Raw genomic sequence first — 21,465 nt, 5'->3', positions numbered from 1 at the left:
CTGGTTGACCCAAGGCATCTGTGATGAAATGCGACCCCAATCAATATCGCGCCGCGCCGCCATCACTTGCCGTGAAGCCTCGTCTGATACGCCAACTGTTCCTGCCGCCGTTGATCATCGCCCTGATGGTCGGCCTGGGTTATATCGGCTTCTGGGTCAGTGAGTACTATGGCATCCGCACCCTCAGCGACAACGGCGAACGCCAGTTGGAGCTGCATGCCCGCACTGTCGAAAGCGAACTGAGCAAATACACCTACCTGCCCAGCCTCCTGGAGTTGGAGTCGAGCGTTTCCCGATTGCTGGCCGACCCGAACCAGGAAGCCCGCAAAACGGTCAACGACTACCTCGAAGGCCTAAACCGTCGCAGTCGCAGCCGAGCCATCTACGTGATGGACACCACCGGCCGCGTGCTGGCCACCAGTAACTGGCGCGATGCGGACAGTTACCAAGGTGAAGACCTGTCCTTTCGCGCCTATTTCCAGAACGCCGTTCGCGGTCAGCCCGGCCGTTTCTACGGTATTGGCAGCACCAACGGCGAACCCGGTTACTACCTGGCCCATGGCCTTGAAGAGCACGGCAAGATCATCGGCGTCGCGGTGGTCAAGGTCCGCCTCGAAGCCCTTGAAGAACGCTGGCAGCGCGCCCGCCTCGAAGCCTTCGTGAGTGACGAGAACGGCATCATCATCCTCTCCAGCGACCCGGCCCGCCGCCTCAAGGCCGTGCGCCCGCTGAGCGATGACACCAAGGAACGCCTGGCCCACAGCCTGCAATATTACTGGGCGACGCTCAACGAACTGGAGCCCCTGGCTCGTGAGCGCCTGAACGAAGGCACCGAGAAACTGACCTTCCCGGCCAACACGGAAGTGGTCAACGACGAACACGCCGTCAGCTACCTGGCGCAAACCCGCCCGCTCAATGACACGCCGTGGAGTTTCACTCTGCTCACCCCGCTCAACGACCTGCGCCGCGCCGCGATCAACCAGGGCATCCTGGTGGCCGTCGCCTTTGGCCTGGTCGCCTTCTTGCTGATTGCCTGGAACGAGCGGCGCAAGGTCATCGCCACCCGCCTCGCCGCGCGGGAAGCCTTGCAGGAAGCCAACAGCCTACTGGAACGGCGAATTGCCGAACGCACCGCCGACCTGCGCGCCAGCAATGAACGGCTCAAGGGCCAGATCCGCGAACGACGCCAGGCCGAAGAAACCCTGCGCCACGCCCAGGACGAACTGGTCCAGGCCGGCAAGCTCGCGGCCATCGGCCAGATGTCCACCAGCATCGCCCATGAATTGAACCAGCCGCTGGCGGCCCTGCGCACGCTGTCGGGCAACACCGTGCGCTTCCTCGAGCGCGGGGCCCTGGACACCGCCAGTACCAACCTCAAGACCATCAACGAACTGATCGACCGCATGGGCCGCATCACCGCCAGCCTGCGCTCCTTTGCCCGGCGCGGTGACGACCAGGGCGAGGCCAACCTCGGCAAGGCCGTCGACGCCGCATTCCAGGTACTGGGTGCGCGCCTGGACGGCCTGCCGCTGACCTTGCACCGTGACTTCGACAACGCTCAATTGCAGATCGACCAGACACGCCTGGAGCAGATCCTGGTGAACCTGATCAGCAACGCCCTCGATGCGATGCAAGCACAGCCGGCACCGCAACTGTGGCTGGAAGGCCAGGTCAGCGACGGCAAATACCGCTTGCGCGTACGCGACAACGGCCATGGCATCGACCTCGAGACGCGCAAGCATTTGTTCGAACCATTTTTCACCACCAAGCCTGGCGAGCAGGGCCTGGGCCTGGGCCTGACGCTGTCGGCCAGCCTCGCGGCGGCAACCGGCGGCAACCTCGCCGTGGAACACCCGGCCGGTGGTGGTACTGCCTTTGTCCTGAGCCTGCCGCTGGTGGGCGCTCAACACACTGAGTCGACATGAATACAGACACTACAGCCCCGAACGACGACCTCACCGTGCTGATCGTCGAAGACGACCCCCATGTACTGCTCGGCTGCCAGCAAGCCCTGGCGCTGGAAGACATACCCAGTGTCGGCGTGGGCAGTGCCGAAGAAGCGCTCAAGCGTATCGGCGAGAACTTTGCCGGGATTGTTATCAGCGACATTCGCCTGCCGGGCATCGACGGCCTGGAGCTGCTCACCCGCCTCAAGGCGATGGATAAAAGCCTGCCGGTGGTGCTGATCACCGGGCACGGCGATATCTCTATGGCCGTCGGCGCCATGCGCAACGGCGCCTACGATTTCATGGAGAAACCCTTTTCCCCCGAACGCCTGGTGGACGTGGCGCGCCGCGCCCTGGAGCAACGCGGGCTGGCGCGGGAAGTCTGGTCGCTACGTCGCCAACTGGCCGAGCGTGACTCGTTGGAAGGCCGCATCATCGGCCGCTCGCCAGCGATGCAAAACCTGCGCGAACTGATCGCCAACGTCGCCGACACGTCGGCCAACGTGCTGATCGAAGGCGAGACCGGCACCGGCAAGGAACTGGTCGCGCGCTGCCTGCATGATTTCAGCCGGCGTCATTCCCACCAGTTCGTCGCCTTGAACTGCGGGGGCCTGCCGGAGAACCTGTTCGAAAGCGAAATTTTCGGCCACGAAGCCAACGCCTTTACCGGTGCAGGCAAACGCCGCATCGGCAAGATCGAGCATGCCCACGAAGGCACGCTGTTCCTCGATGAAGTGGAAAGCATGCCGATCAACCTGCAGATCAAGCTGCTGCGAGTGCTGCAGGAACGCACCCTGGAACGCCTGGGCTCGAACCAGAGCGTGGCGGTGGATTGCCGGGTAATCGCCGCTACCAAGTCCGACCTCGACGAACTGAGCCGCGCCAGCCAGTTCCGCAGCGACCTCTACTACCGCCTCAACGTGGTGACTCTGGAACTGCCACCGCTGCGCGAACGGCGTGAAGACATCCTGCAGCTGTTCGAACACTTCCTGCAGCAATCGTCACTGCGCTTCGACCGCAGCGTCCCGGACCTCGACAACCAGACCTTGTCGAGCCTGATGAGCCACGACTGGCCGGGTAACGTGCGGGAACTGCGCAACGTCGCCGAGCGCTTCGCCCTGGGCTTGCCCGCCTTCAAGAAAAGCGGCTCGAGCAGCGGCAACCATGGCCTGGCCTTTACTGAAGCAGTAGAGGCCTTCGAGCGCAACCTGCTGGTTGACGCTCTGCAACGCAGCGGCGGCAACCTGACCCAGGCCAGCCAGGAACTGGGGATGGCCAAGACCACCCTGTTCGACAAGGTCAAGAAATACGGGTTGAGTCACTGATGGATCTTTTTCTGAAGGCCGCCCTGGGCGCGGCGGTGGTGCTGATCCTGGCGGCGCTGGCCAAGACCAAGAACTATTACATCGCGGGGCTGGTGCCGCTGTTTCCGACCTTTGCGCTGATTGCCCATTACATCGTCGGTAAAGGCCGTTCGGTGGAGGATTTGAAGACCACCATCGTGTTTGGGATGTGGTCGATCATTCCTTATTTTGTGTACCTGGCAACCTTGTATGTGATGGTGGATCGGATGCGGCTCGAAGCGTCACTGGCAGTGGCCGCCGTGGCCTGGTTGATGGCCGCCTCGATCCTGGTCAGCATCTGGGTTCGCCTCCACTCCTGACTCAACTCGGTAAGAAATGTGGGAGGGGGCTTGCTCCCGATAGCGGTGGGTCAGTGAAATATGTACTGACTGACATACCGTTATCGGGAGCAGCCCCCTCCCACATTTTTTAGCTACGCGGCATCAGCGGACTATTTTGTCGACTTGGATGCCCAGCTTCTTCAGGCGATACCAGAAGCTCCTCTCGGAAATCCCGATGCGCTGTGCCGCCGCGGCCTGCACGCCATTGCTCTCTTGCAACGCCGCGAGGATGTAGGCTTTCTCCACTTCCGCCAACGCCGCATCCAGGTCTTGTGGCACGCCCGGGCCTTCGCTGAGAATCGCCGTCACGCCAGCCTCGGCAGGCCTGGAAGCAAACAGATACCCCGGCAAATCAATATCCTCGATCACAGGCGAGGCCGCCACGATGGTCGCGCGCTCCACACAGTTCTGCAGCTCGCGGATATTGCCCGGCCAGTGATACGCCGCCATGGCCTGCAACGCCTCGGGGCTGAAGCCGGTGATGCGCTTGCCGGCGGTCGCGCTCAAGGTCTGCGCGAAGTGTCGGGCCAGGGGTGCAATATCTTCCACACGCTCGCGCAGGGCCGGCAGCGGAATCGGAAAGACGTTGAGGCGGTAATACAGGTCTTCGCGAAACTCTTTATTGGCCACCGCGTCCAGCAGGTTCTTGTTGGTGGCGGCGATCACTCGCACGTCGACCTTGCGCTCCCGAGGGTCGCCCACCGGCTCGATCACCCGCTCTTGCAAGGCACGCAAAATCTTGGCCTGCAACGCCAGGGGCATATCCCCGACTTCGTCGAGAAACAAAGTGCCCTTGTCGGCCTGCATGAAACGCCCTACCCGGTCGGCCACGGCGCCGGTGAAGGCGCCTTTGCGATGGCCGAACATCTCGCTTTCCAGCAAGCCTTCGGGAATCGCCGCACAATTGACCGCCACGAAGGGTTTGTCGGCGCGGCTGCCATGCTTGTGGATGGCGCGGGCGACCATTTCCTTGCCGGTACCGCTTTCGCCAGTCAGCAGGATGGTGGCGCTACTGTCACGCACCGAATCCACGGCCTGCAACACCGTGCGAAACGCCGGGCTGTCGCCCACCAGGCTGTCGAACTGCGCGTGCTCGTCCAGCTCGGCGCGCATGCGGGCGTTATCGCGCATGATGTCGCGAAATTGCAGGGCCTTGGCCACAGTGATATCCAACTCGTCGATATCGAACGGCTTGGCGATGTAGTCATAGGCGCCGTTGCGCATCGAGTGCACGGCATTTTTTACCGTGCTGTAGGCAGTCATCACGATCACCGGCACCTGTGGGTAGCGCAGCTTGATCTCTGCCAGCAGCGCCGGGCCATCCATGCCCGGCATGCGCCAGTCGCTGATGACCAGGTCGATGTCCTCATCTCCCAGCACCTTGAGCGCATGCAGGCCATTGCCCGCGCTGAACACCTGGATGCCGTTCTGGCTCAAGGCCTGGGTCAGCAAATCACAGAGCTTGGGCTCGTCGTCGACCACTAATACGTTATGCGTCATGCCCGTCCTCATCCTCGCCGTCGTCTTCACCGTGAGCCGGAATGTACAGGCTGAAGGTGGCGCCGGCATCTTTCTCACTGGCGCATTCGATGCTGCCGTCGTGACTTTCCATGATCGAATAGACTTTGGCCAGGCCCAGGCCGGTGCCCGATGCCTTGGTGGTGACGAACGGCGTGAAGATGCGCTCTACCATATCCGCGGCTATGCCCTGGCCGGTGTCGCCGATGCTGATCACCGTATTGTCGCCCACGCTGCGAATCCCCAGGGTCAGGCGCCCGCCGTCGGGCATTGCGTCGATGGCGTTGAGAATCAGGTTGAGGCAAGCCTGCTTGAGTTGCTTGGCATCCGCATAGATCGTGGCGTCAGGCGCCTGGTCGTCAATCTGTGCATCAATGTTGTGAGTGCTCAGCTCTGGGCCGCAGAAGCCGAGGATCTCTTCCACCAAAGCGCGTGCCGGCTGCAGCACGCGGATCGGCGGGTTGGGCTTGGCGAAGTCGAGGAATTCGGTGATCAGGTCGTTGATTCGGCTGACTTCGCTGATGACATATTCCAAGTGGCGCTTGTCGGTTTCTGCCAAGTCGGCGCGCCGGTGCAGTAGTTGGGTGGCGGTCTTGATGATGCCCAGCGGGTTGCGGATTTCGTGGGCCAGGCCCATCGCGACTTCACCCAGGGCATGCAGGCGATCACGTCGGCGCAGTTGGGCCTCGAGGTGATGCAACTCACCCAGTCGCTCGGTCATGTGGTTGAAAGTGCTGCTCAATTGCGCCAGCTCGTCACCGCCAGTGACCACCACACGGTGGGCGTAACTGCCCGAGATCACCGCGTCCACGCCCTGGGACAAGTCCCGCAGCGGCTTGGTCAGGCGCCGCGACACCAGCAGCCCCGCCGCCAGGGACAGCGCCGAGCTGAGCAGGAAAATCAGCACGAACAGGTTGCTCTGGTTCACCAGCCCCACCAGGCTGGTATGACGCAACAGGCCGCTGAAGATCACCCCTTGCAACTCGCCGGCGTCATTGAAGATCGGCCAGTACAAACCGCTGTACTGGTTGGTGAATTGCTCGCTCGGCTGCTTGGTGCTGCGCAGCGCGGCCTCAACGTTTTTCGGAATGCGCGACGGATGATTCTCGAAGCGCTGGGTGGAGAATATCTCGGAAAAACCCGCCGGGTTAGCCAGGTACAGGCGCAGGTCGAGGGAATGCACATCGGCCACGCTGGTAAGGAAGCTGCTGTCCAGGTAAGTGGCCACCAACAACAAATAGTCAACGCCGTCACGGCTGGTTTCGAAGGTCGAGACCACCAGCCCCGTGCTCACCCCGGCGACTTGCACAGTCTGCAGCACCGCGTTGCTGGTCAGGCTGATCTGCCTGACGATGTCATCGGAGGCCGTGCTGAACACCACTTTATGGTCACTGGTGCGAATCAGCGCCACCACGTCGATATCGGTGGCATCGGCAATGTCGGCGGTGAGCCGGTCATGCTTGGCGGCCTGCTTGGACGACGGCGGGCTGGTGTAGCGCAGGAACAGCTTGGCCATGCGTGCGTTGTCATGAAGGATGTCGCCTATCTCATCCTTGACGATCTTGGTCGACTCTTGCAGCCAGATACGCACGTTGCTGTCGAAAATCTGCGACAGCGTGGTGGCGGCCAACTCAGCTGCAATCATGGTCGGAATAACGCTGACCAGCCAGAACGCCAGCACCAGCTTGCGCTGGACGCTCCAACGCGAAATGGCAAAGGGGCGGGCTTTCTGGCGGGTCTTGGTGATCATCAGGTTTCGCTTATCGCAGCAGCCATGGCAGGGTCGGAACGATCCGGTCGAATAAACAGTTTTACAAGCTTGAGCAGGCCGTTGACCAGCCGGTTGCGGTGACGAAAGAACAGGCTGTTGCCCTGGAACTCGCACCCCAGGCGCAGTTTACTGGCATACCCCGCCTGGCCGCACTCGTACACCGGTATATCGTGTTCAATACAGTAGTCGACATTGGTCAGCCAACTGCGGAAGTACAGGTTGTAGTCACGGCTGAACTCGATGTCATGGCCAAAGAACTTGTCTACCAGCCGATGCTCGTCCAGCAGCATCAGGTTAAACGCCACCAGGCGTTCGTCCACCCAGTAAAGAACACAGACCGCCCGCTCGTGAAGGTGTTCGAGCACACCCGTGAAGTAACCGGCGGGCAGGCGCTCGAACTGCAAGTCCGCGCGCGTGAGCGTGGCTTCATACAGGCGCATGACCTCAGGCAACACGTCATCAATATTGCGGCGCCACTCGACCCGTGGCCCAGGCGCGCGCAGCTTGCGGCGCAGGTCCTTGCGCGTGGATTTTCCCAGCGAACCCAGGTACGCGTCCACCGAACCGTAGGGCAAAGGCAACACACCAGTAGGCAGGCTCGGCATGCTTTGAAAGCCTGCGGCGCGGCAGCTGTCAGCCCAGTGCGGGTCGTTGGCCGGCGCGTCCTTGACCGCCACCAGCCCGATACCGAATTGATCGGCATCGCCACGCGCAGCCGCCAGCAACTGCTGCAACAACATCGGGCGCCGGGCCGCTGGCACATGGCTGGCGACGCCCGCATCACAGCGTTCGGCCACCGGCGAACCGATGGCGTACAGCGCCAGTTGCAAAGCACCCGGCCACAGTCGATCCAGGCGCTCGGTCAAGCGCTTGCCAGCCCCCGACACCGTGGTGTCGAGGCGATAATGGGTGATGAACGCGGCCGCAACAGCCACCAGCGTTTCATCGTCGTAGACCGCCAGGTAACGCCACTGAAAGTCAGCAATCGCGGCGTTTTCCACGGCCAGATAGTAATCCCAATCCTCCAGGGCACCGGGAAAACAGTCGTTCCAGGCATCGCGCTGGATAGCCCGGATGGTCGGGAAGGCTTGGGTGGTTATCACAGTTTTTCCTTATCAACACCGCTCCTACAGGTAAGCGGATCAGGCCACACGATTGAGTTGCACCGCGTGTTGCTCGATAAACTCGGCGCTCAACTCGATCACGCGCCGGTATTGCAGGTCGACGGTGATCATGTGGTAGCAGTTATCCAGCAGGATCTTGGTCACCGGCCCGCCGAGGTGGCGCTCCACGTAGTCGGCGTTCCAGCGGCTGGTGATGTCATCCTCGATGGAATGCAACACCAGCGCCGGCACCTTGACCTGGGGCATGCGTTTCTTGACCACGGCATTCATACGGTGCAACTCGCGCACAGTGATGCCTTCCATGGTCAGCAACCCTGCCTCGCTACTCTCCCCTTCCTTCATCTGCCGCTCGACGATAGCCCGCAGGCGCTCGTTCTTGATGCCGTAGGGCGGCTTCTCTTCGAAGCGGCAGATGTGCACGCCGAACGGAATCTTCATCAGCAACGGCGTGAGGAACGCCAGCTTGTTAATGCTCCAGCCGTCGTACTTCAAGGTCGTGGAATACATCAGCAGCCCGGCGACTTGGCCTGGGTGTTCGGCGGCCACGTACATCGACATCACCGCGCCCATGGACAAGCCACCGACAAAAACCTGCTCGTGGCGTTGCCTGACCTGTACGAAGGTCTTGCGCACGCCTTCGTACCAGTCCAGCCAACCGGTGGCTTGCAGGTCGCTGTTATCGCCGCAATGCCCGGCCAACGTGGGTACATACACCGTGCAGTTACCCGCCTTGGCCAGGCCCTTGGCGACCTGGCGCAATTCCGTCGGAGTGCCGGTCAGGCCGTGGATCAACAGGATCCCGACCGGACCGTCACCGAGAACGAAGCCGGCATCGCCTTCACCGAGGTCAATACCGTACGTACTCACCGCTTGGTCGCTCGCACCAGCAATTGCTCGAGCAGCTTCAGGCCCAGGTCGATTTCCGGGTAGCTGATTTCCAGGGACGGTGCCAGGGTGATCACGTTCTTGTAGTAACCGCCCACGTCGAGGATCAGCCCGAGTTTCTGGCCGTCTACGACCATGTCGCCTTTCATGCCTTCTTCGACCATGTAGTCCAGGGTCGCCTTGTCCGGGGTGAAACCGTCCGGCCCGCAGATTTCGCAGCGCAGCGCCAGGCCCAGGCCATCGACGTCGCCGATGATCGGGAAACGTTTCTGCAGGTCCTGCAGGCCTTCCAGGAAGTATTTGCCCTTGGCCATGACCATCGCGCCGTAGTCGACTTCGCTGGTCATCTTGAACATTTCCAGGCCCACCGCCGTACCCAACGGGTTGGAGGCGAACGTGGAGTGAGTGGAGCCTGGCGGGAAGACCGTCGGGTTGATCAACTCTTCACGGGCCCAGATGCCGCCCAGTGGGTTGAGGCCGTTGGTCAGTGCCTTGCCGAACACGATCACGTCCGGTTGTACGTCGAAGTGCTCGATCGACCACAGCTTGCCGGTGCGGTAGAAGCCCATCTGGATTTCGTCGGACACCATCAGGATGCCGTGCTGGTCCAGCACATGCTTGAGTTCGCGGTAGAAGTTCATCGGCGGGATCACGTAGCCGCCGGTGCCCTGGATCGGCTCGACGTAGAAGGCTGCGTATTCGCACTGGTTGGTTTTCGGATCCCAGACGCCGTTGTATTCAGTCTCGAACAAACGCGCGAACTGCTGCACACAGTGGCTGCCGTATTCTTCTTTCGTCATGCCCTTTGGGCCACGGAAGTGGTATGGGAACGGAATGAAGTTGGCGCGCTCGCCGAAGTGGCCGTAACGGCGGCGATAGCGGAAGCTGGAGGTGATCGACGAGGCGCCGAGCGTACGACCGTGGTAGCCGCCTTCAAAGGCGAACATCAGGCTCTTGCCGTTGGAGGCGTTACGCACCACTTTCAACGAGTCTTCGATCGACTGCGAACCGCCGACGTTAAAGTGCACGCGACCGTCGAGGCCGAACTTGTTCTTGGCGTCGACCGCGATCATTTCCGACAGCTCGATCTTGCCTTTGTGCAGGTACTGGCTGGCGATTTGCGGCAGGGTGTCGATCTGCTTTTTCAGCGCGTTGTTCAAGCGCGGGTTGGCGTAGCCGAAGTTGACCGCCGAGTACCACATTTGCAGGTCGAGGTAGGCCTGGTCTTCGGTGTCCCATACGTAGGAGCCTTCGCAACGGCTGAAAATACGCGGCGGTTCGATGTAGTGGACGGTGTCGCCGTACGAGCAGTACTTGGCTTCTTTATCCAGGAGAACCTGGTCTTCGGGGGTGGCGATACGGATATCAGACATGATGGAAGAGTTCCTGATTGTCAGAAGAGGTGTTGAAGGTGGTGGCGTTGGCGGCGATGCCTTGTGGCAGCTTGGCCAGCAATGCAGGCACTTCGGCAAAGGTGTCGAAGCGCGCGTGAGGAATGTTGTTGGCTTCGCAGTACCTGGCGAGGCTGCCCTTGGCAAACACGAAGTCGGCGGTGGAGGCCACGCACATGTCGGACTTGCCGTCGCCGATCACCAGCACGCGTTTGTTACGCGGGGTGGATTTGCACTTGCAGTTGCCGGAAGCAGCACGGCAGGCATCGCTGGCATACGGGAAGTCGATGCGCCAGCTGTTCTGGTCGACCTGGCGCAGGCGGTTGGCCAGGATCGGCAGCAGGGTCACGTAGTTGCGCGACAGGATGCGGGCGATGCCCTGCTCGATGCCGTCGCTGACCACTTCGATGGAGGCGCCAAGGCCCATGACGTGATCGACGAAATCCGGGAAGTCCGGGTCGATCTCGACGCTGTCGAAATACGCCAGCAATTCACTTGGGGTGGCTTTGATCAGCGCCAGTTGAAGGCTCAGGCATTCGCGTGAACCGATATGCCCATCCAGCCATTGCTGCTCAATGGTTTCCCACTCGGGGCCTGCGAAGCGTTGGAGGACGTTGTCGATGACATCCGTGGGGGTAATGGTCCCATCGAAGTCACACACGATATGCCAGTTGATCATCTGCCTTTCCTTTAGGTAAAGGGCCTTAGAGGGCGCGCTGTATGCGCTTGCCAAGGGATAGAGCAGGGACTGTGCCAACTGGCCAAAGCCCAGCGGGGCTGGGGGTTTGCCGAATATTCAGAGGAAAATGTGTCGTGGGAGCTACAATTTTTGTAGCTTGCTACAAACAACATGAGTGCTTGCGCAGACCTGAGGGTTCGCGCGTTCATGCGCGCCTGCCCACCTTAGGAAAACGCATCATGTCCAACATCACGTCTGCTGTATTCACCGGTTTACTTGGGCTGTGGAGCTTTTCCAGTGCCGCGTGGGCAGGCGGCATCAGCGGCGACGTGGGCGCGGGCCTCAGCTATCAGCCCCACGACCCCACCGGCAGCCGCTACGAAACCCGGCCCGTGCCCTACCTGGACCTGGATTGGGGCAACGTCAGCCTGAGCACCGATGACGGCCTGACCTGGAGCGCGCTGAACAGCCACGGCATCACCGCCGGGCCCTATATCAATTACCTGGCGGGCCGTACTTCCAACGGCGAGTTGCAGGGCTTGCGCAATGTGTCGGACATGGCCGAGGTCGGCGGTTTCGTCCAGTACGCCCCGGCCGATTTCTGGCGGGTCTACGCACAAGTGGGCCAGGCCGTGGGCGGCGGGCATTCCCAGAGCGGCACCCTGGGTAAAATCGGTGGCGAGCTGGGCTACCCGCTGGGCGGTGGGATTATTGGCAGCAGCGGCCTGGTCGCGCATTTTGCCGATGCGCGCCAGACCAACACCTTCTTCGGCGTCGACAACAACGAAGCCGCCGCTACCGGCTTTCGGCCCTACAACGCCAGCGGTGGCTTCCAAAACGTGACACTGAGCCAAAGCTTTGCCTTCCCCCTGGCGCCCCACTGGTCCCTGTTGACCAGCGCCAGCTGGGTGCACCTGGTGGGCTCGGCGGCCAAGAGCAGCATCGTCAAGCAGGCGGGTGACGTGAACCAGGGCCAGGTGCAGACTGCGATCAGCTATACCTTCGATTAAAAGCCAGCGCAAAAAGCAGGCGCAGATCAGCCTGATATAAGGAAATCGAAATGTGGGAGAGGGCTTGCCCCTCCCACACTTTAGCAGTCAGCTCTCCTCCCCCTCCGCCAGCAACACAATCCCCGCCACAATCACCACCACTCCCACCCAGTGCAACACGCTGATGTGTTCCCCCAACCCCAACCACGATCCGAGCAACACCGCCACAAACACCAGCGAGCTCAACGGAAACGCCAAGGACAAACTGCTGCGCCGCAAGATCAGCATCCACACAAAAAATGCGCCGAGATAACTGGCGATTGCCGCCAGAATCCCGGGGTTGCGTGCCACGTCAGCCAGCCACTGCCAGGTAAAGTCCATCTGCCCCAATTGATCACCGGCCACCTTGGTAAACAACTGCCCGGCGCTTTCGGTCGCGATCAACAGTGCCCACAGCACCAATGTGCCAACACGCCCATGCAACCAGCCGGTATCGATTGTCTGCGTCGTCATGCCTGGCTCCCGGCAATCGCCACCAACATCACGCCAAAAGTAATCACCAGCGTGCCCAGCCAGCGACGTGGGCTGACGGTTTCCTTGAGCACCACTCTGCCCGCCAGGACCACCAGGCAATACGCCAATGCCGCCAGCGGAAACAGCAGGCTCAACGGCGCGCGGGACAAGGCTTCGAGCCAGACGAAAAATTCGATGACATAGGCCCCGACGCCGGCCCAGAGCAATGGCGCATTGAACACCTGGCCCCAGAATGCGCGCAGGCGGAACCCGCCATCGAGTTGCGGCAAACGGTCCACGCCCAGTTTGAAACACAACTGACCAATCACATCGAGGACGATGGAAAAAGCCAGCAACAACACTACAGTCAGGGTCACGGGAACAGCTCCTCAAACAGGTCGATCAAGGCTTCATTGGTCGCGGCATTGCGCTGCAAATCCTGCGCGGTCCAACGCTCCGGTGGTGGCTGGTCGGACTTGGCCTCCCAGCGCTTGAACGCGTTGCTGAACGCGGGCACGGCGAACTCTCCACACACGTCGATACCAATGATGCGTTTATGCGCCGCCAATGCCCGCAGGGCCTGGAGCAAATGGGTCAAGCGCATGCCGCCCTGGTCCCAGTTGGTGGCGGCGTCTTCACTGGCCAGCACATCTTTGTCGATGGTGATCCAGATCGCTTCGGTGGGCAGGCTGGCGATCATCTGGTCGAGGAATGCTGCCCAATCCAGGTCGGCCAGGTTGCGCCAGTGCAGGTGGTTTTCCTGCTGCTGGTGACCGGCACCGTCGCCCACCCGGCCCCAGACTTTCGATGGCGGGTGCTGCCAGGGAAAAAGCTGCAAGTGCCCGCGCTTGAGGGCGCCGAGGTTACCGCCGCGCAGTTGCGGGTTATGCAGGTCATCGCTGCACGGGCCGAGGGTAACGATGCGTTTGATCGCCGGCATCTTCAGCGCACGGTTGACCCACGAACCACAGTGGCGCTTGGGTGCAAAGCGTACCCAGTCGGGGTGGTTGTCGAAGTGGATCACGCTGATGGGTTCTTTCAGGTCGGCCAAAAAGGCCGGCGTAAGGTGGTGATAGTCGCCGGAACCGACAAACAGAATCTCCGGGCGTGCGTCCCTGGGCCGTGGCCGTTGGGCCAGACGCGCGACAAAGCGTTTCCAGGTTTTTTCGGTGGACCACAAACGCAGTTTCGGGCCCAGGTCCAGCAGGTCGAGGCGCGTGGCCCGACCGCTGGCCAACCGCCGGGCAATCGGGGCCTGGCCGGTGAGGCTGTGGTCGAGGTCGAGAATATTCAAGGTAGTGTTTCACCCCTAATGGCAGCGCCCAACCGCAGACCGGGTGGGCTTTAGGGGGGTAATGCAAGGGATGGGCCAGGACTGATCTGGCACCGCTCCCACATTTTGATCTGTGTTTGGCGTTAGTTTTTGGCCTCGGCGATGATCTGGCGAATCGCCCCCACAAAGGCTTCAGCCGGCTGACCACCACTCACCGCATATTGGTCGTTGAACACGATGGTCGGCACCGATGTCACCCCACGGGAGATCCACAGTTGCTCCTGCTCGCGCACGTCGGCAGCGTATTCATCAGAGGCAAGAATCTCGGCGGCGCGCTTGAGGTCCAGGCCGACGCTTTCGGCGATGATCGCCAGGGTTGCGTGGTCGGACGGGTCCTGGCCATCGCTGAAGTAGGCCTTGAACAATGCCTCCTTGAGGTTGTACTGCAAGCCTGCCAACCCGGCCCAATGCAGCAGACGATGCGCATCGAAGGTGTTGTAGATGCGGCTCTGGCCGTCGGTGCGAAAGGCAAAGCCCAACGCAGCGCCCATGTCGCGGATACGCTCGCGGTTGGCCTGGGATTGTTCAGCGGTGGAGCCGTATTTTTCAGTGATGTGCTCGACGATGTTCTGACCGATGGCGGGCATGTTCGGGTTCAGTTCGAAGGGCTGGAAATGGATCTCGGCCTGCACCTCGCTGCCCAGTTGGTCAAGGGCTTCGGTCAGGCCACGCAGGCCGATGATGCACCAGGGGCAGGACACGTCGCTGACGAAATCGATTTTCAGGGGAGTACTCATGGTAGGCAACCTCGCTGGCATTAATGTGCGCCATAAAGGTTGCACGATACACCAACTTCACAGCACCTTCGCAGGCTCGCCCAGGTCAATCTGCGCCCAGTGGGCGGCATCTTCGCGATGGGCTTGCAGGTAAGGCAGCACCGCCGCCAGCAACGGCGCCTTGAACGCCTCCTGGAAACGATGGGCCAGGCCAGGAATCAGTTTCAGTTGGCTACCCTGGATATGCGCCGCCAAGTGCACGCCGTGCATCACCGGCAACAGCGGGTCTGCGGTGCCGTGCACCACCAGGGTCGGCACGCGCAATTGGTTGAGCAACGGCACACGGCTGGGTTCGGCGAGGATCGCCATGATCTGGCGCTTGACGCCTTCGGGGTTGAAGGCGCGGTCATAAGACAGTGCCGCCTGGTGCAAGAGTGCCTGGCGATCATCCTTCACGTCCGGGCTGCCCAGCGCAGCGAGCAAATCCGCCTGTTGTTCCAGCGCCACCTCACGGTTAGGTGCGCTGCGTCGCGACAATAACTGCACCAGCGCCGCGTTGGGTGCCGGCAGGCCTTCGGCGCCGGAACTGGTCATGATCAGCGTGAGGCTTTCCACCCGCTGCGGCGCCATCGCCGCCAGGTGCTGGGCGATCATGCCGCCCATGCTCGCGCCCAATACATGGAATTGGCGCACCTGCAAGGCATCCATCAAGCCCAGGGCGTCGTCGGCCATATCCGTCAGCGTGTAAGGGGCCGCCACCGGCAGGCCGAGTTTGTAGCGCAGCACTTCGAAGGTCAGGTTGGCGCTGGCCGGAGCCTGGCGCCAAGTCGACAGGCCCACGTCACGGTTGTCATAGCGAATGACCCGAAAACCTTGTTCGCACAGGGCCACCACGACCTCGTCTGGCCAATGGATCAACTGCCCGCCCAGGCCCATTACCAGCAGCAAGGCAGGGTCAGACGCACGGCCGATGCTCTGGTAGGCGATGCTCACCTGTTCCAGGTCGACCGTTTGGGTCGGGACATTGACATCACATCGAGACGCCGCAAGAGACGGCAGGCCGAATAAGAGAGCGGCCAGTAAAAACAACACGCGCATGAAAAACACCGAAACACAGAACCCCAGTAGAGCGCGAGTCTGATGAAGTTTGTTCAAGCGCGCTGCCACGGTTGCGTGACAGTTTGATGAAGGCCGCTCAACGGTCGTCCGATAGTTATGTCCCACCACCGATTATGGCGATCGCTCTCTAATCATTTTTTATGAATGAGCCACTGCCATGACCGACACCCCAGACGTCAACCTGAACGATTTCGGATTATCACTCCTGCTACCGCCCGCGAATATTGAAGAAAACCTGCTGCTGGACGCCACACAGCGCTGGCAAGACTGCTGCAAGGAAATGCGCGAGTTGATGGCGGGCACGCCATCGGTACGCACAGTGGTCAACCAGATGCTCCTGGAGCATTTACAACTGGACGGTGAGCGCACCGCCCTGAAGTTCCTGCCCACTCAGGCGCGGGGATCAAGCATCCTATCTATAAACGAAGCGTGCCTTTACATGCAGCAGCACCCCTCCCTGGATACGACACAAGTGCCTGAGGGGCAACTCATCTTACCGTCCAACCACCGGCTTTCAGGGTACACGGTGCCCATGGTGCTGGATGAACTCAAAGGGCTGGATCTGGAGCAGGCAATCAAGGATGCCTGGACCCGGCACTTTTTGAACAACCGCGCGCCCGACCAGCCTGTGTCATGCCGTGCAAGGGCAACCGAGCTGTACAAGATCCACTTCGAGGCCTCTGGCGAAGCGCTGTTGGCCCAAGGTGCAATCAGCGCCGCGGCGCTCAACCCACTGTTTGCCATTATCGATCCTCTCCTGGCAGAGCCTGGAGCCGAAAAGATCTGCACTGAACAAATCGTACTCATGCGCCCTGCTGCCGACGCTCTCGTCCTGCCTGGAGCATGGGTGTTAACCCTGGATACCGATCAACCGGTCAGCCAGTTGGTGTATTTGCCCGCCCATCAACCGGCTTGGCGCACGTTCGCCAAACGCACGGACATGGAACGCTGGTTGATCACTCACCAACAGGTCCTGTTTTCGACCGCGAACTTCGACCCCCTGGCCACGATTGGCTACCGTCTCAAGACCCGCCTGCTGCAAACCGGTATCAGCGACTGGCTTAACCTCTTGGCCGATGCCCAATTTCGCGAGGCGATCAAGCCTGTCCCGGGTGTCGAAATCGATAATGCCAACCTGGCGCGGCTGCCTGTCGAAGCGTTCGATAAACAGCGTCAGAGCCATTCGCTGTTTGCACAGGCACCTGAACTGCCAGCGCGCCACCCACTTGAGGACGATCCGTTTGCGCAGTTCGGCCTGCTCTATGCCAGCCTGCCATTGAGCCACCGCCAGGCCCGAGTTCAGCAACAACGCCAGGCCCTGGATACTCTGTTTGGCGAAACCACGGCTGCAGCCGACCGGAACGCACAGGTGCAGCGATTCAAGCAGCAACTCGATGAGTTGCGGGTACACCAGCAAGCGTCAGCCGTTGCGGCACGCCTCATGCTTGAAAGACGCCCCAGCGATGTAGCGACCCTCAACACCCAATTTACCGCTCTTTACAATGCGCGCGTGGCGGGGCTGAGAATCGAAGCGCAGATTCAGCAGGCTCTGAACCAGATCAGCGCCGATGAACTGAAATTGCTGGAGGTCGTGCTTGATTCGCCCGTGGCCAAAGACCGCCTTGTTGAAGTAGCGGCCTATTCAATGACCCTCTCGGTCACCGAACAAACCAATGCCACGAAAAAAATTACCGAAAGCGAGCTCAAAGGGCCTCTGGTGTTCACTGCCGTAACGGCGTTGAAACCGCTGCCCACATCCGCCGCCAGTTACCTGGTCTACTGGCCCGGCGCCGGCGGCGCCTTGCAACGCTTCACCTCCCGACACGCCTTGGAAGCTGCCCTGTTCAACATCGCCCCTCAGGACGACCGGCTTGCCCTGATGCTCAAGGAGCTGACCGGCAACCCCTTTGAACACAGCCTAAGCCTTCAGCAGGCCGAGTTCGAGGAGCATGCGGCGCAGTTGCGCTCGACCTATACCAGCCCCGACGATGCCGACACGCTGGCCGAACACCTGAAAACATTACGCGAAGAGACCTTCGAACAACTCCAGGTCCCTGAACACAGCGCCCGCGAAGCGGCCTTTTTGCAGATCGTGGAACAGAACAACAGCAGCCACCTGGCGGAAAAACTACCGACCTGGCTTGGCATACAAGCAGAGGACCAACGCGAGCTACTCAAGAGTCGGCTCAAGGCTTACATTCCGGCACTCAAGCGCGCACAGGCGCTGCTCGATCGGTCACTGGCGCCACGTGATGAGTTCGTCAGGCTGAAGATCGACTCACGCCTGCGCGAGGATTTTTCTATCACCCAGGGTTTTACCGTGCAGTTGGAGCTGCCTGACTCGACAACAGAAGCCAGGGATCCTGTCGAAGGGGGCAGCGGCGTCGGCGGAACGCCCTTCAAGATGAAAACCACCCCCAGCCTCCAGCGTAGCAAGATGTCGCTGGATGAACTGGCACTTAGCAACATCGACAGCAGCCTGGGCAAGCGCCTGCACTACATGACCCTGGAGGTGACGGCTGACAACACCGCCGAACTCAATAGCCTCAAGGCCGGTATCAATGGCACCTACCTGGTCAGGATGATCCGCGACCTTAACCTGGCAAAAGACTATGAAACACGCATCTACCAGGCATTCAGGGGCACCCCACAAGCGTCGACCTTCCAGCAAGACTACCGCCGCGAATGCCTGACCGAACCGCTGCGCCTGATGCTCAAGATTCAGGGCCAGTTGGCGTTCATGCAGAACCATATAACCGCCGATGACCTGAATATTCTGGAGATCGCAATCGACGCCGACACACAGGCGGACTGGGCAATCGGCACCCAGCGCATTGCCCTGTTACCAGCAACCCTGGTCGACGACAGCGACAATAACGCCTATGGCACGGTCACCCTCTCAGGCGTGAGTTTCATACAGGAAAAAACTTCCGGGACGACCTTGCTTTACTTGCCTGACGCGCCGGATGAACGCTGCCTGCGACGCTTCGACAGCCTCGAACTGGCACGCAAGAAACTGTTTGACCTGTGCAGCCTCGATAGCATGGTCAACTACGTGGCAAGCCGTGCGTTGACTGGCGAACCCAGGTCTCACGTCAACCGCATCGACCTGGCCAAAACAAAAAACTTTGACGCGATCATCGGTGTCGGCTTTCCCTGGCCGGTCACCACCTCCCTGGCGGCCCATCAATTGGATGCCCACATGGGGCGCTTGATTGAGAGCAATCGAAATGACGCCCGCTCCAACGAAGACCTGGCCGATGAAAAATACGCGCTCAAGAGTGGCTTTGTGTTCAACGGCATCAAAATCGCGCTGGGTTTTATTCCGCTGATCGGCACCGCCGTTTCCCTGGCCGATGCCACCACCAGCCTGTACGCCGCCGTCGATGCCCTCAGGAAAGGCGACACGCACCATGGCATTGACCAGTTGGCTTCGGTGTTCGAGTGCCTGGTGTATGCCGGCATGGACGCCCTGACATTTGCTGCGGTGCCCCCGGCCCGGCCCGCCACCGCAAAGGCATTGATGCTCCAGCACCAACTCAAACACGCATGGCGCCCTGGCTTCTGGCGCAACCTGAAGTCTCGCCAGGCAAAAACCAGCGGCCATCGCTTCGCCGGCTATGAATTCGATCAACCGCTTGAAATCGGCAGCCTGCAACCGGTGCATACCGGTGCTTATCGCCACACGTTGCGGCATACCTCCGGCGAGCACTTCATCGCCGACGGCGGCCGTTATTTCAAGGTGAAGTTCGACCCGACGACGCATGAAATGCGCTTGACCGCCAAGGGCAAGCACTACTCGCCAGTCATCGCTCTGGACCAGGCACTGGAGTGGAACACTTACTCGGCCCTGTATGGCGGCCGCCTTACCGCTTATGGCGGCGGCAGCAGGCGCGGGCGGGGAGCATCGCGAGCGGGGGCGAGCGTACCACCGGCGGTCAATCGGCAACTGCCGGACGCTGCGCTTCAGATCAACATGCAGCGCCTTGAGCTCAATAACTCGGTGATAAAGCAATTCAACGAGCTTTGCTCTCAGATAACGCAGAGCGACACCAAACTGAAAAAATACCTGAACGACCACCCGACCCCGAATGCTGTGTCAGCTCAAAAAACCAGGGACAGTAAGGCGCTGGACATCGACCTGACCAAGGACATTGAAGACGCAAAAAAAATGCACACATCGTTTGAAGATGCCAGGCAGAAGCAAGTGCGCCTTTCAGAATTCGACATTCCCGAGGAACTGAATAGAACAGCCTACATCGTATCGGATCGATTGAACCGCCTGCTCGAAAACGCCAGTAACCGGTCACTTGCATTGACTGAGCGATTAATCGCGAGCAATCGCGAACTCAAAAGCTCGTCTCTCGTACCTGGCAGGATTCCGGCACTGCTCAGTGAAATCAGGCAGTGCCGTCTTGACCATCTCGACGAACTGAACCGGATAGAAAGCTCAATAAAGGACATGAGCACGTGGACCAAGCGCATAACCGTCAAAAAAACGCGTACGGAGATGGCGCCCCTTCTGGACAAATGGAAAAGAAGGTTTACCGACCTACGCCTAGCCAGCATCAGAAGCGGCAACCTTATACAAGCCCTCACGCTTCGACCGTCAACCATCAGCATTGAATGGGTCTACCTGGAACACGCAGTGAACCACGCCAGGCGCAAACTCGATCGTTTCGGGCCCCTGCACATGACCCTTAACGAAGCCACTATCACCAGGGTTGAACGCAACCGGATACTGCAAAACTGCATCGAGGTATACGAAGAACTTTCCCGTGACCTGATCGCCTGGAACGACAGCTCACCGGATCATTTCGACCAAACCTTCCTCCCACTCCTGCAAAACGAACTTAAACGCCTGATTCAAAAAGCCCAGCGCGCCATAAAGAAGCCCGCCTCCGAACCGAAGTCGAACGCAACTCAGGCTGTTTTTGAAACCGAAGACGGACACTTAATGATCGGGATCGAAAAACCCGCCGGGCAACAATCGCCAAGACAATTCATGGTCAACGACGCAGATGGAACGGTCATTGAGGTGTGGGATAACATCGCAGAGAGCAACACCTTTCGCCTGAATACGACCCAGAGCCGCCCCGCCCCACCACCACCGAAACTGCCGACCGACGTCAAGGCCGTCGTGGCCGAGGCCCGTGCTCGCCTGGAAGCAGTGGATGCCTTGGAAAACAAAGTCCGCGGCTACACAACCATGGAACCGATCAATCTCGAACATATGCTGGGTGTAGCAGAAGCCACTGCTCTTGAAACCCGAGCCAGTAACGTGCAAAGCCTGGATGCCGGCAACCCACTGGTCGAGCAACTGCGCAGCCGGGCCGCGGCGCTTAAACAGTCAGGGGAAGCCCTGCGTATCCAGCGCAGTCTGGAGAGCAAGACCCCCACGGAGGGCTACCTGGACTACCTGATTAAAAAAGGCCGAGTGCTGATTCGAAAAAAAGGCACGCGTCAAAAGCTCAGAGACAAACGCCCTGACGGGCAAGACGACTACCTGCAGGAGTACGAGGTTTACGATGCAACCAGGCAGGGAAAAGCCGACAAACCGATCTGGTATGCGCACTTTCACTATGTAACGCCTCGATCACTGTTCGAAAACTTTGAGAAGGCACATTTGAAGCTCTTCGAACAACAATACCTGGGCATGAAATGGCAGGCGGCTAAAGTGGGTGCCGGGGCCACCTTTGCAGACGTTAAAATCTGGCGCGGCAATATCGACAAACCGCTCGCCAAGCAGCACTTCGAGGCCCTGAACTAACCTGAATGGCGTAGCGGCCAACATGAA

The 21,465-nt window shown here is 60.3% G+C and carries 16 protein-coding genes; 5 read left to right on the top strand and 11 right to left on the bottom strand.

The features are described 5' to 3' along the window. Positions 1–23 precede the first annotated feature (23 nt). The 3 genes from JFT66_RS10610 to JFT66_RS10600 are packed head-to-tail and all read left to right on the top strand — an operon-like array spanning position 24 to position 3,609. Positions 24–1,925 (top strand): sensor histidine kinase, encoded by a 1,902-nt coding sequence (locus JFT66_RS10610; protein ID WP_034118319.1) that lies wholly within the window; start codon positions 24–26, stop codon positions 1,923–1,925. Next, complete coding sequence (locus tag JFT66_RS10605; protein ID WP_153839774.1) at positions 1,922–3,271, top strand: sigma-54-dependent transcriptional regulator; 1,350 nt, start codon at positions 1,922–1,924, stop codon at positions 3,269–3,271. The genes JFT66_RS10610 and JFT66_RS10605 overlap by 4 nt, the downstream gene beginning before the upstream one ends. Beyond that, complete coding sequence (locus tag JFT66_RS10600) at positions 3,271–3,609, top strand: GlpM family protein (protein ID WP_034118321.1); 339 nt, start codon at positions 3,271–3,273, stop codon at positions 3,607–3,609. Before JFT66_RS10605 ends, JFT66_RS10600 begins: the two co-directional genes overlap by 1 nt. 123 nt (positions 3,610–3,732) lie before the next feature. On the opposite strand, the gene JFT66_RS10595 is transcribed toward JFT66_RS10600, so the two are convergent. From JFT66_RS10595 to JFT66_RS10570, 6 genes are read right to left on the bottom strand one after another with little or no spacing between them, the layout of a single operon-like run. Continuing rightward, entirely contained in the window at positions 3,733–5,130 is a 1,398-nt protein-coding gene (locus JFT66_RS10595; protein WP_034118322.1) for a sigma-54-dependent transcriptional regulator, read from the bottom strand. Next, a complete protein-coding gene (locus JFT66_RS10590; protein WP_034118323.1) occupies positions 5,120–6,898 on the bottom strand; it encodes a sensor histidine kinase in 1,779 nt (592 codons plus the stop codon). Before JFT66_RS10590 ends, JFT66_RS10595 begins: the two co-directional genes overlap by 11 nt. Then, complete coding sequence (locus JFT66_RS10585; RefSeq protein WP_198859237.1) at positions 6,898–8,022, bottom strand: GNAT family N-acetyltransferase; 1,125 nt, start codon at positions 8,020–8,022, stop codon at positions 6,898–6,900. Before JFT66_RS10585 ends, JFT66_RS10590 begins: the two co-directional genes overlap by 1 nt. Before the next feature lie 39 nt (positions 8,023–8,061). Beyond that, positions 8,062–8,910 carry an alpha/beta hydrolase gene (locus tag JFT66_RS10580; protein ID WP_034118325.1) on the bottom strand — a complete coding sequence of 283 codons (849 nt, stop codon included), beginning with the start codon at positions 8,908–8,910 and terminating at the stop codon, positions 8,062–8,064. Beyond that, the gene (locus JFT66_RS10575) at positions 8,907–10,301 is read right to left on the bottom strand and encodes an aspartate aminotransferase family protein (RefSeq protein WP_034118326.1); all 1,395 of its coding nucleotides are present in this window, start codon (positions 10,299–10,301) and stop codon (positions 8,907–8,909) included. Before JFT66_RS10575 ends, JFT66_RS10580 begins: the two co-directional genes overlap by 4 nt. Then, positions 10,294–10,998 (bottom strand): MtnX-like HAD-IB family phosphatase, encoded by a 705-nt coding sequence (locus JFT66_RS10570; RefSeq protein WP_034118327.1) that lies wholly within the window; start codon positions 10,996–10,998, stop codon positions 10,294–10,296. The genes JFT66_RS10575 and JFT66_RS10570 overlap by 8 nt, the downstream gene beginning before the upstream one ends. Positions 10,999–11,237: 239 nt before the next feature. On the opposite strand from JFT66_RS10570, the gene JFT66_RS10565 reads away from it, so the two are divergent. Beyond that, on the top strand, positions 11,238–12,008 hold the full coding sequence (locus JFT66_RS10565; RefSeq protein WP_198859236.1) for a MipA/OmpV family protein: 771 nt from the start codon (positions 11,238–11,240) through the stop codon (positions 12,006–12,008). A gap of 87 nt (positions 12,009–12,095) precedes the next feature. Here the strand turns inward: JFT66_RS10565 and JFT66_RS10560 are convergent, their stop codons facing one another. From JFT66_RS10560 to JFT66_RS10540, 5 genes are all read right to left on the bottom strand, one after another. After that, positions 12,096–12,500, bottom strand: coding sequence for an EamA family transporter (locus JFT66_RS10560; protein WP_198859235.1), 405 nt, complete (start codon positions 12,498–12,500; stop codon positions 12,096–12,098). Beyond that, positions 12,497–12,877, bottom strand: a complete 381-nt coding sequence (locus JFT66_RS10555) for an EamA family transporter (RefSeq protein ID WP_162524983.1) — start codon at positions 12,875–12,877, stop codon at positions 12,497–12,499. The genes JFT66_RS10560 and JFT66_RS10555 overlap by 4 nt, the downstream gene beginning before the upstream one ends. Continuing rightward, positions 12,874–13,794, bottom strand: coding sequence for an arginase (locus JFT66_RS10550; RefSeq protein WP_198859234.1), 921 nt, complete (start codon positions 13,792–13,794; stop codon positions 12,874–12,876). The genes JFT66_RS10555 and JFT66_RS10550 overlap by 4 nt, the downstream gene beginning before the upstream one ends. Positions 13,795–13,916: 122 nt before the next feature. Beyond that, complete coding sequence (locus JFT66_RS10545) at positions 13,917–14,570, bottom strand: DsbA family oxidoreductase (protein WP_198859233.1); 654 nt, start codon at positions 14,568–14,570, stop codon at positions 13,917–13,919. Positions 14,571–14,627: 57 nt separating this feature from the next. Then, positions 14,628–15,647 carry an alpha/beta fold hydrolase gene (locus JFT66_RS10540; protein ID WP_034118333.1) on the bottom strand — a complete coding sequence of 340 codons (1,020 nt, stop codon included), beginning with the start codon at positions 15,645–15,647 and terminating at the stop codon, positions 14,628–14,630. A 178-nt stretch (positions 15,648–15,825) separates the two neighbouring features. On the opposite strand from JFT66_RS10540, the gene JFT66_RS10535 reads away from it, so the two are divergent. Further along, positions 15,826–21,438 (top strand): dermonecrotic toxin domain-containing protein, encoded by a 5,613-nt coding sequence (locus JFT66_RS10535; RefSeq protein ID WP_198859232.1) that lies wholly within the window; start codon positions 15,826–15,828, stop codon positions 21,436–21,438. Positions 21,439–21,465: the final 27 nt, after the last annotated feature.

Source organism: Pseudomonas sp. MF6755 (assembly GCF_016405635.1).
Taxonomy (GTDB): Bacteria; Pseudomonadota; Gammaproteobacteria; order Pseudomonadales; family Pseudomonadaceae; genus Aquipseudomonas; species Aquipseudomonas haemolytica.
The sequence above is the reverse complement of the archived record's forward strand: the minus strand, read 5'-3'. Positions and strand labels throughout refer to the sequence as shown.

Excerpts from the sequence above, each read along its gene's own strand:
- JFT66_RS10605 (WP_153839774.1), top strand. The coding sequence starts at position 1,922 with ATGAATACAGACACTACAGCCCCGAACGACGACCTCACCGTGCTGATC.
- JFT66_RS10575 (WP_034118326.1), bottom strand. The coding sequence starts at position 10,301 with ATGTCTGATATCCGTATCGCCACCCCCGAAGACCAGGTTCTCCTGGAT.
- JFT66_RS10560 (WP_198859235.1), bottom strand. The coding sequence starts at position 12,500 with ATGACGACGCAGACAATCGATACCGGCTGGTTGCATGGGCGTGTTGGC.
- JFT66_RS10610 (WP_034118319.1), top strand. The coding sequence starts at position 24 with ATGAAATGCGACCCCAATCAATATCGCGCCGCGCCGCCATCACTTGCC.
- JFT66_RS10535 (WP_198859232.1), top strand. The coding sequence starts at position 15,826 with ATGACCGACACCCCAGACGTCAACCTGAACGATTTCGGATTATCACTC.
- JFT66_RS10545 (WP_198859233.1), bottom strand. The coding sequence starts at position 14,570 with ATGAGTACTCCCCTGAAAATCGATTTCGTCAGCGACGTGTCCTGCCCC.
- JFT66_RS10565 (WP_198859236.1), top strand. The coding sequence starts at position 11,238 with ATGTCCAACATCACGTCTGCTGTATTCACCGGTTTACTTGGGCTGTGG.
- JFT66_RS10570 (WP_034118327.1), bottom strand. The coding sequence starts at position 10,998 with ATGATCAACTGGCATATCGTGTGTGACTTCGATGGGACCATTACCCCC.
- JFT66_RS10595 (WP_034118322.1), bottom strand. The coding sequence starts at position 5,130 with ATGACGCATAACGTATTAGTGGTCGACGACGAGCCCAAGCTCTGTGAT.
- JFT66_RS10600 (WP_034118321.1), top strand. The coding sequence starts at position 3,271 with ATGGATCTTTTTCTGAAGGCCGCCCTGGGCGCGGCGGTGGTGCTGATC.
- JFT66_RS10590 (WP_034118323.1), bottom strand. The coding sequence starts at position 6,898 with ATGATCACCAAGACCCGCCAGAAAGCCCGCCCCTTTGCCATTTCGCGT.
- JFT66_RS10540 (WP_034118333.1), bottom strand. The coding sequence starts at position 15,647 with ATGCGCGTGTTGTTTTTACTGGCCGCTCTCTTATTCGGCCTGCCGTCT.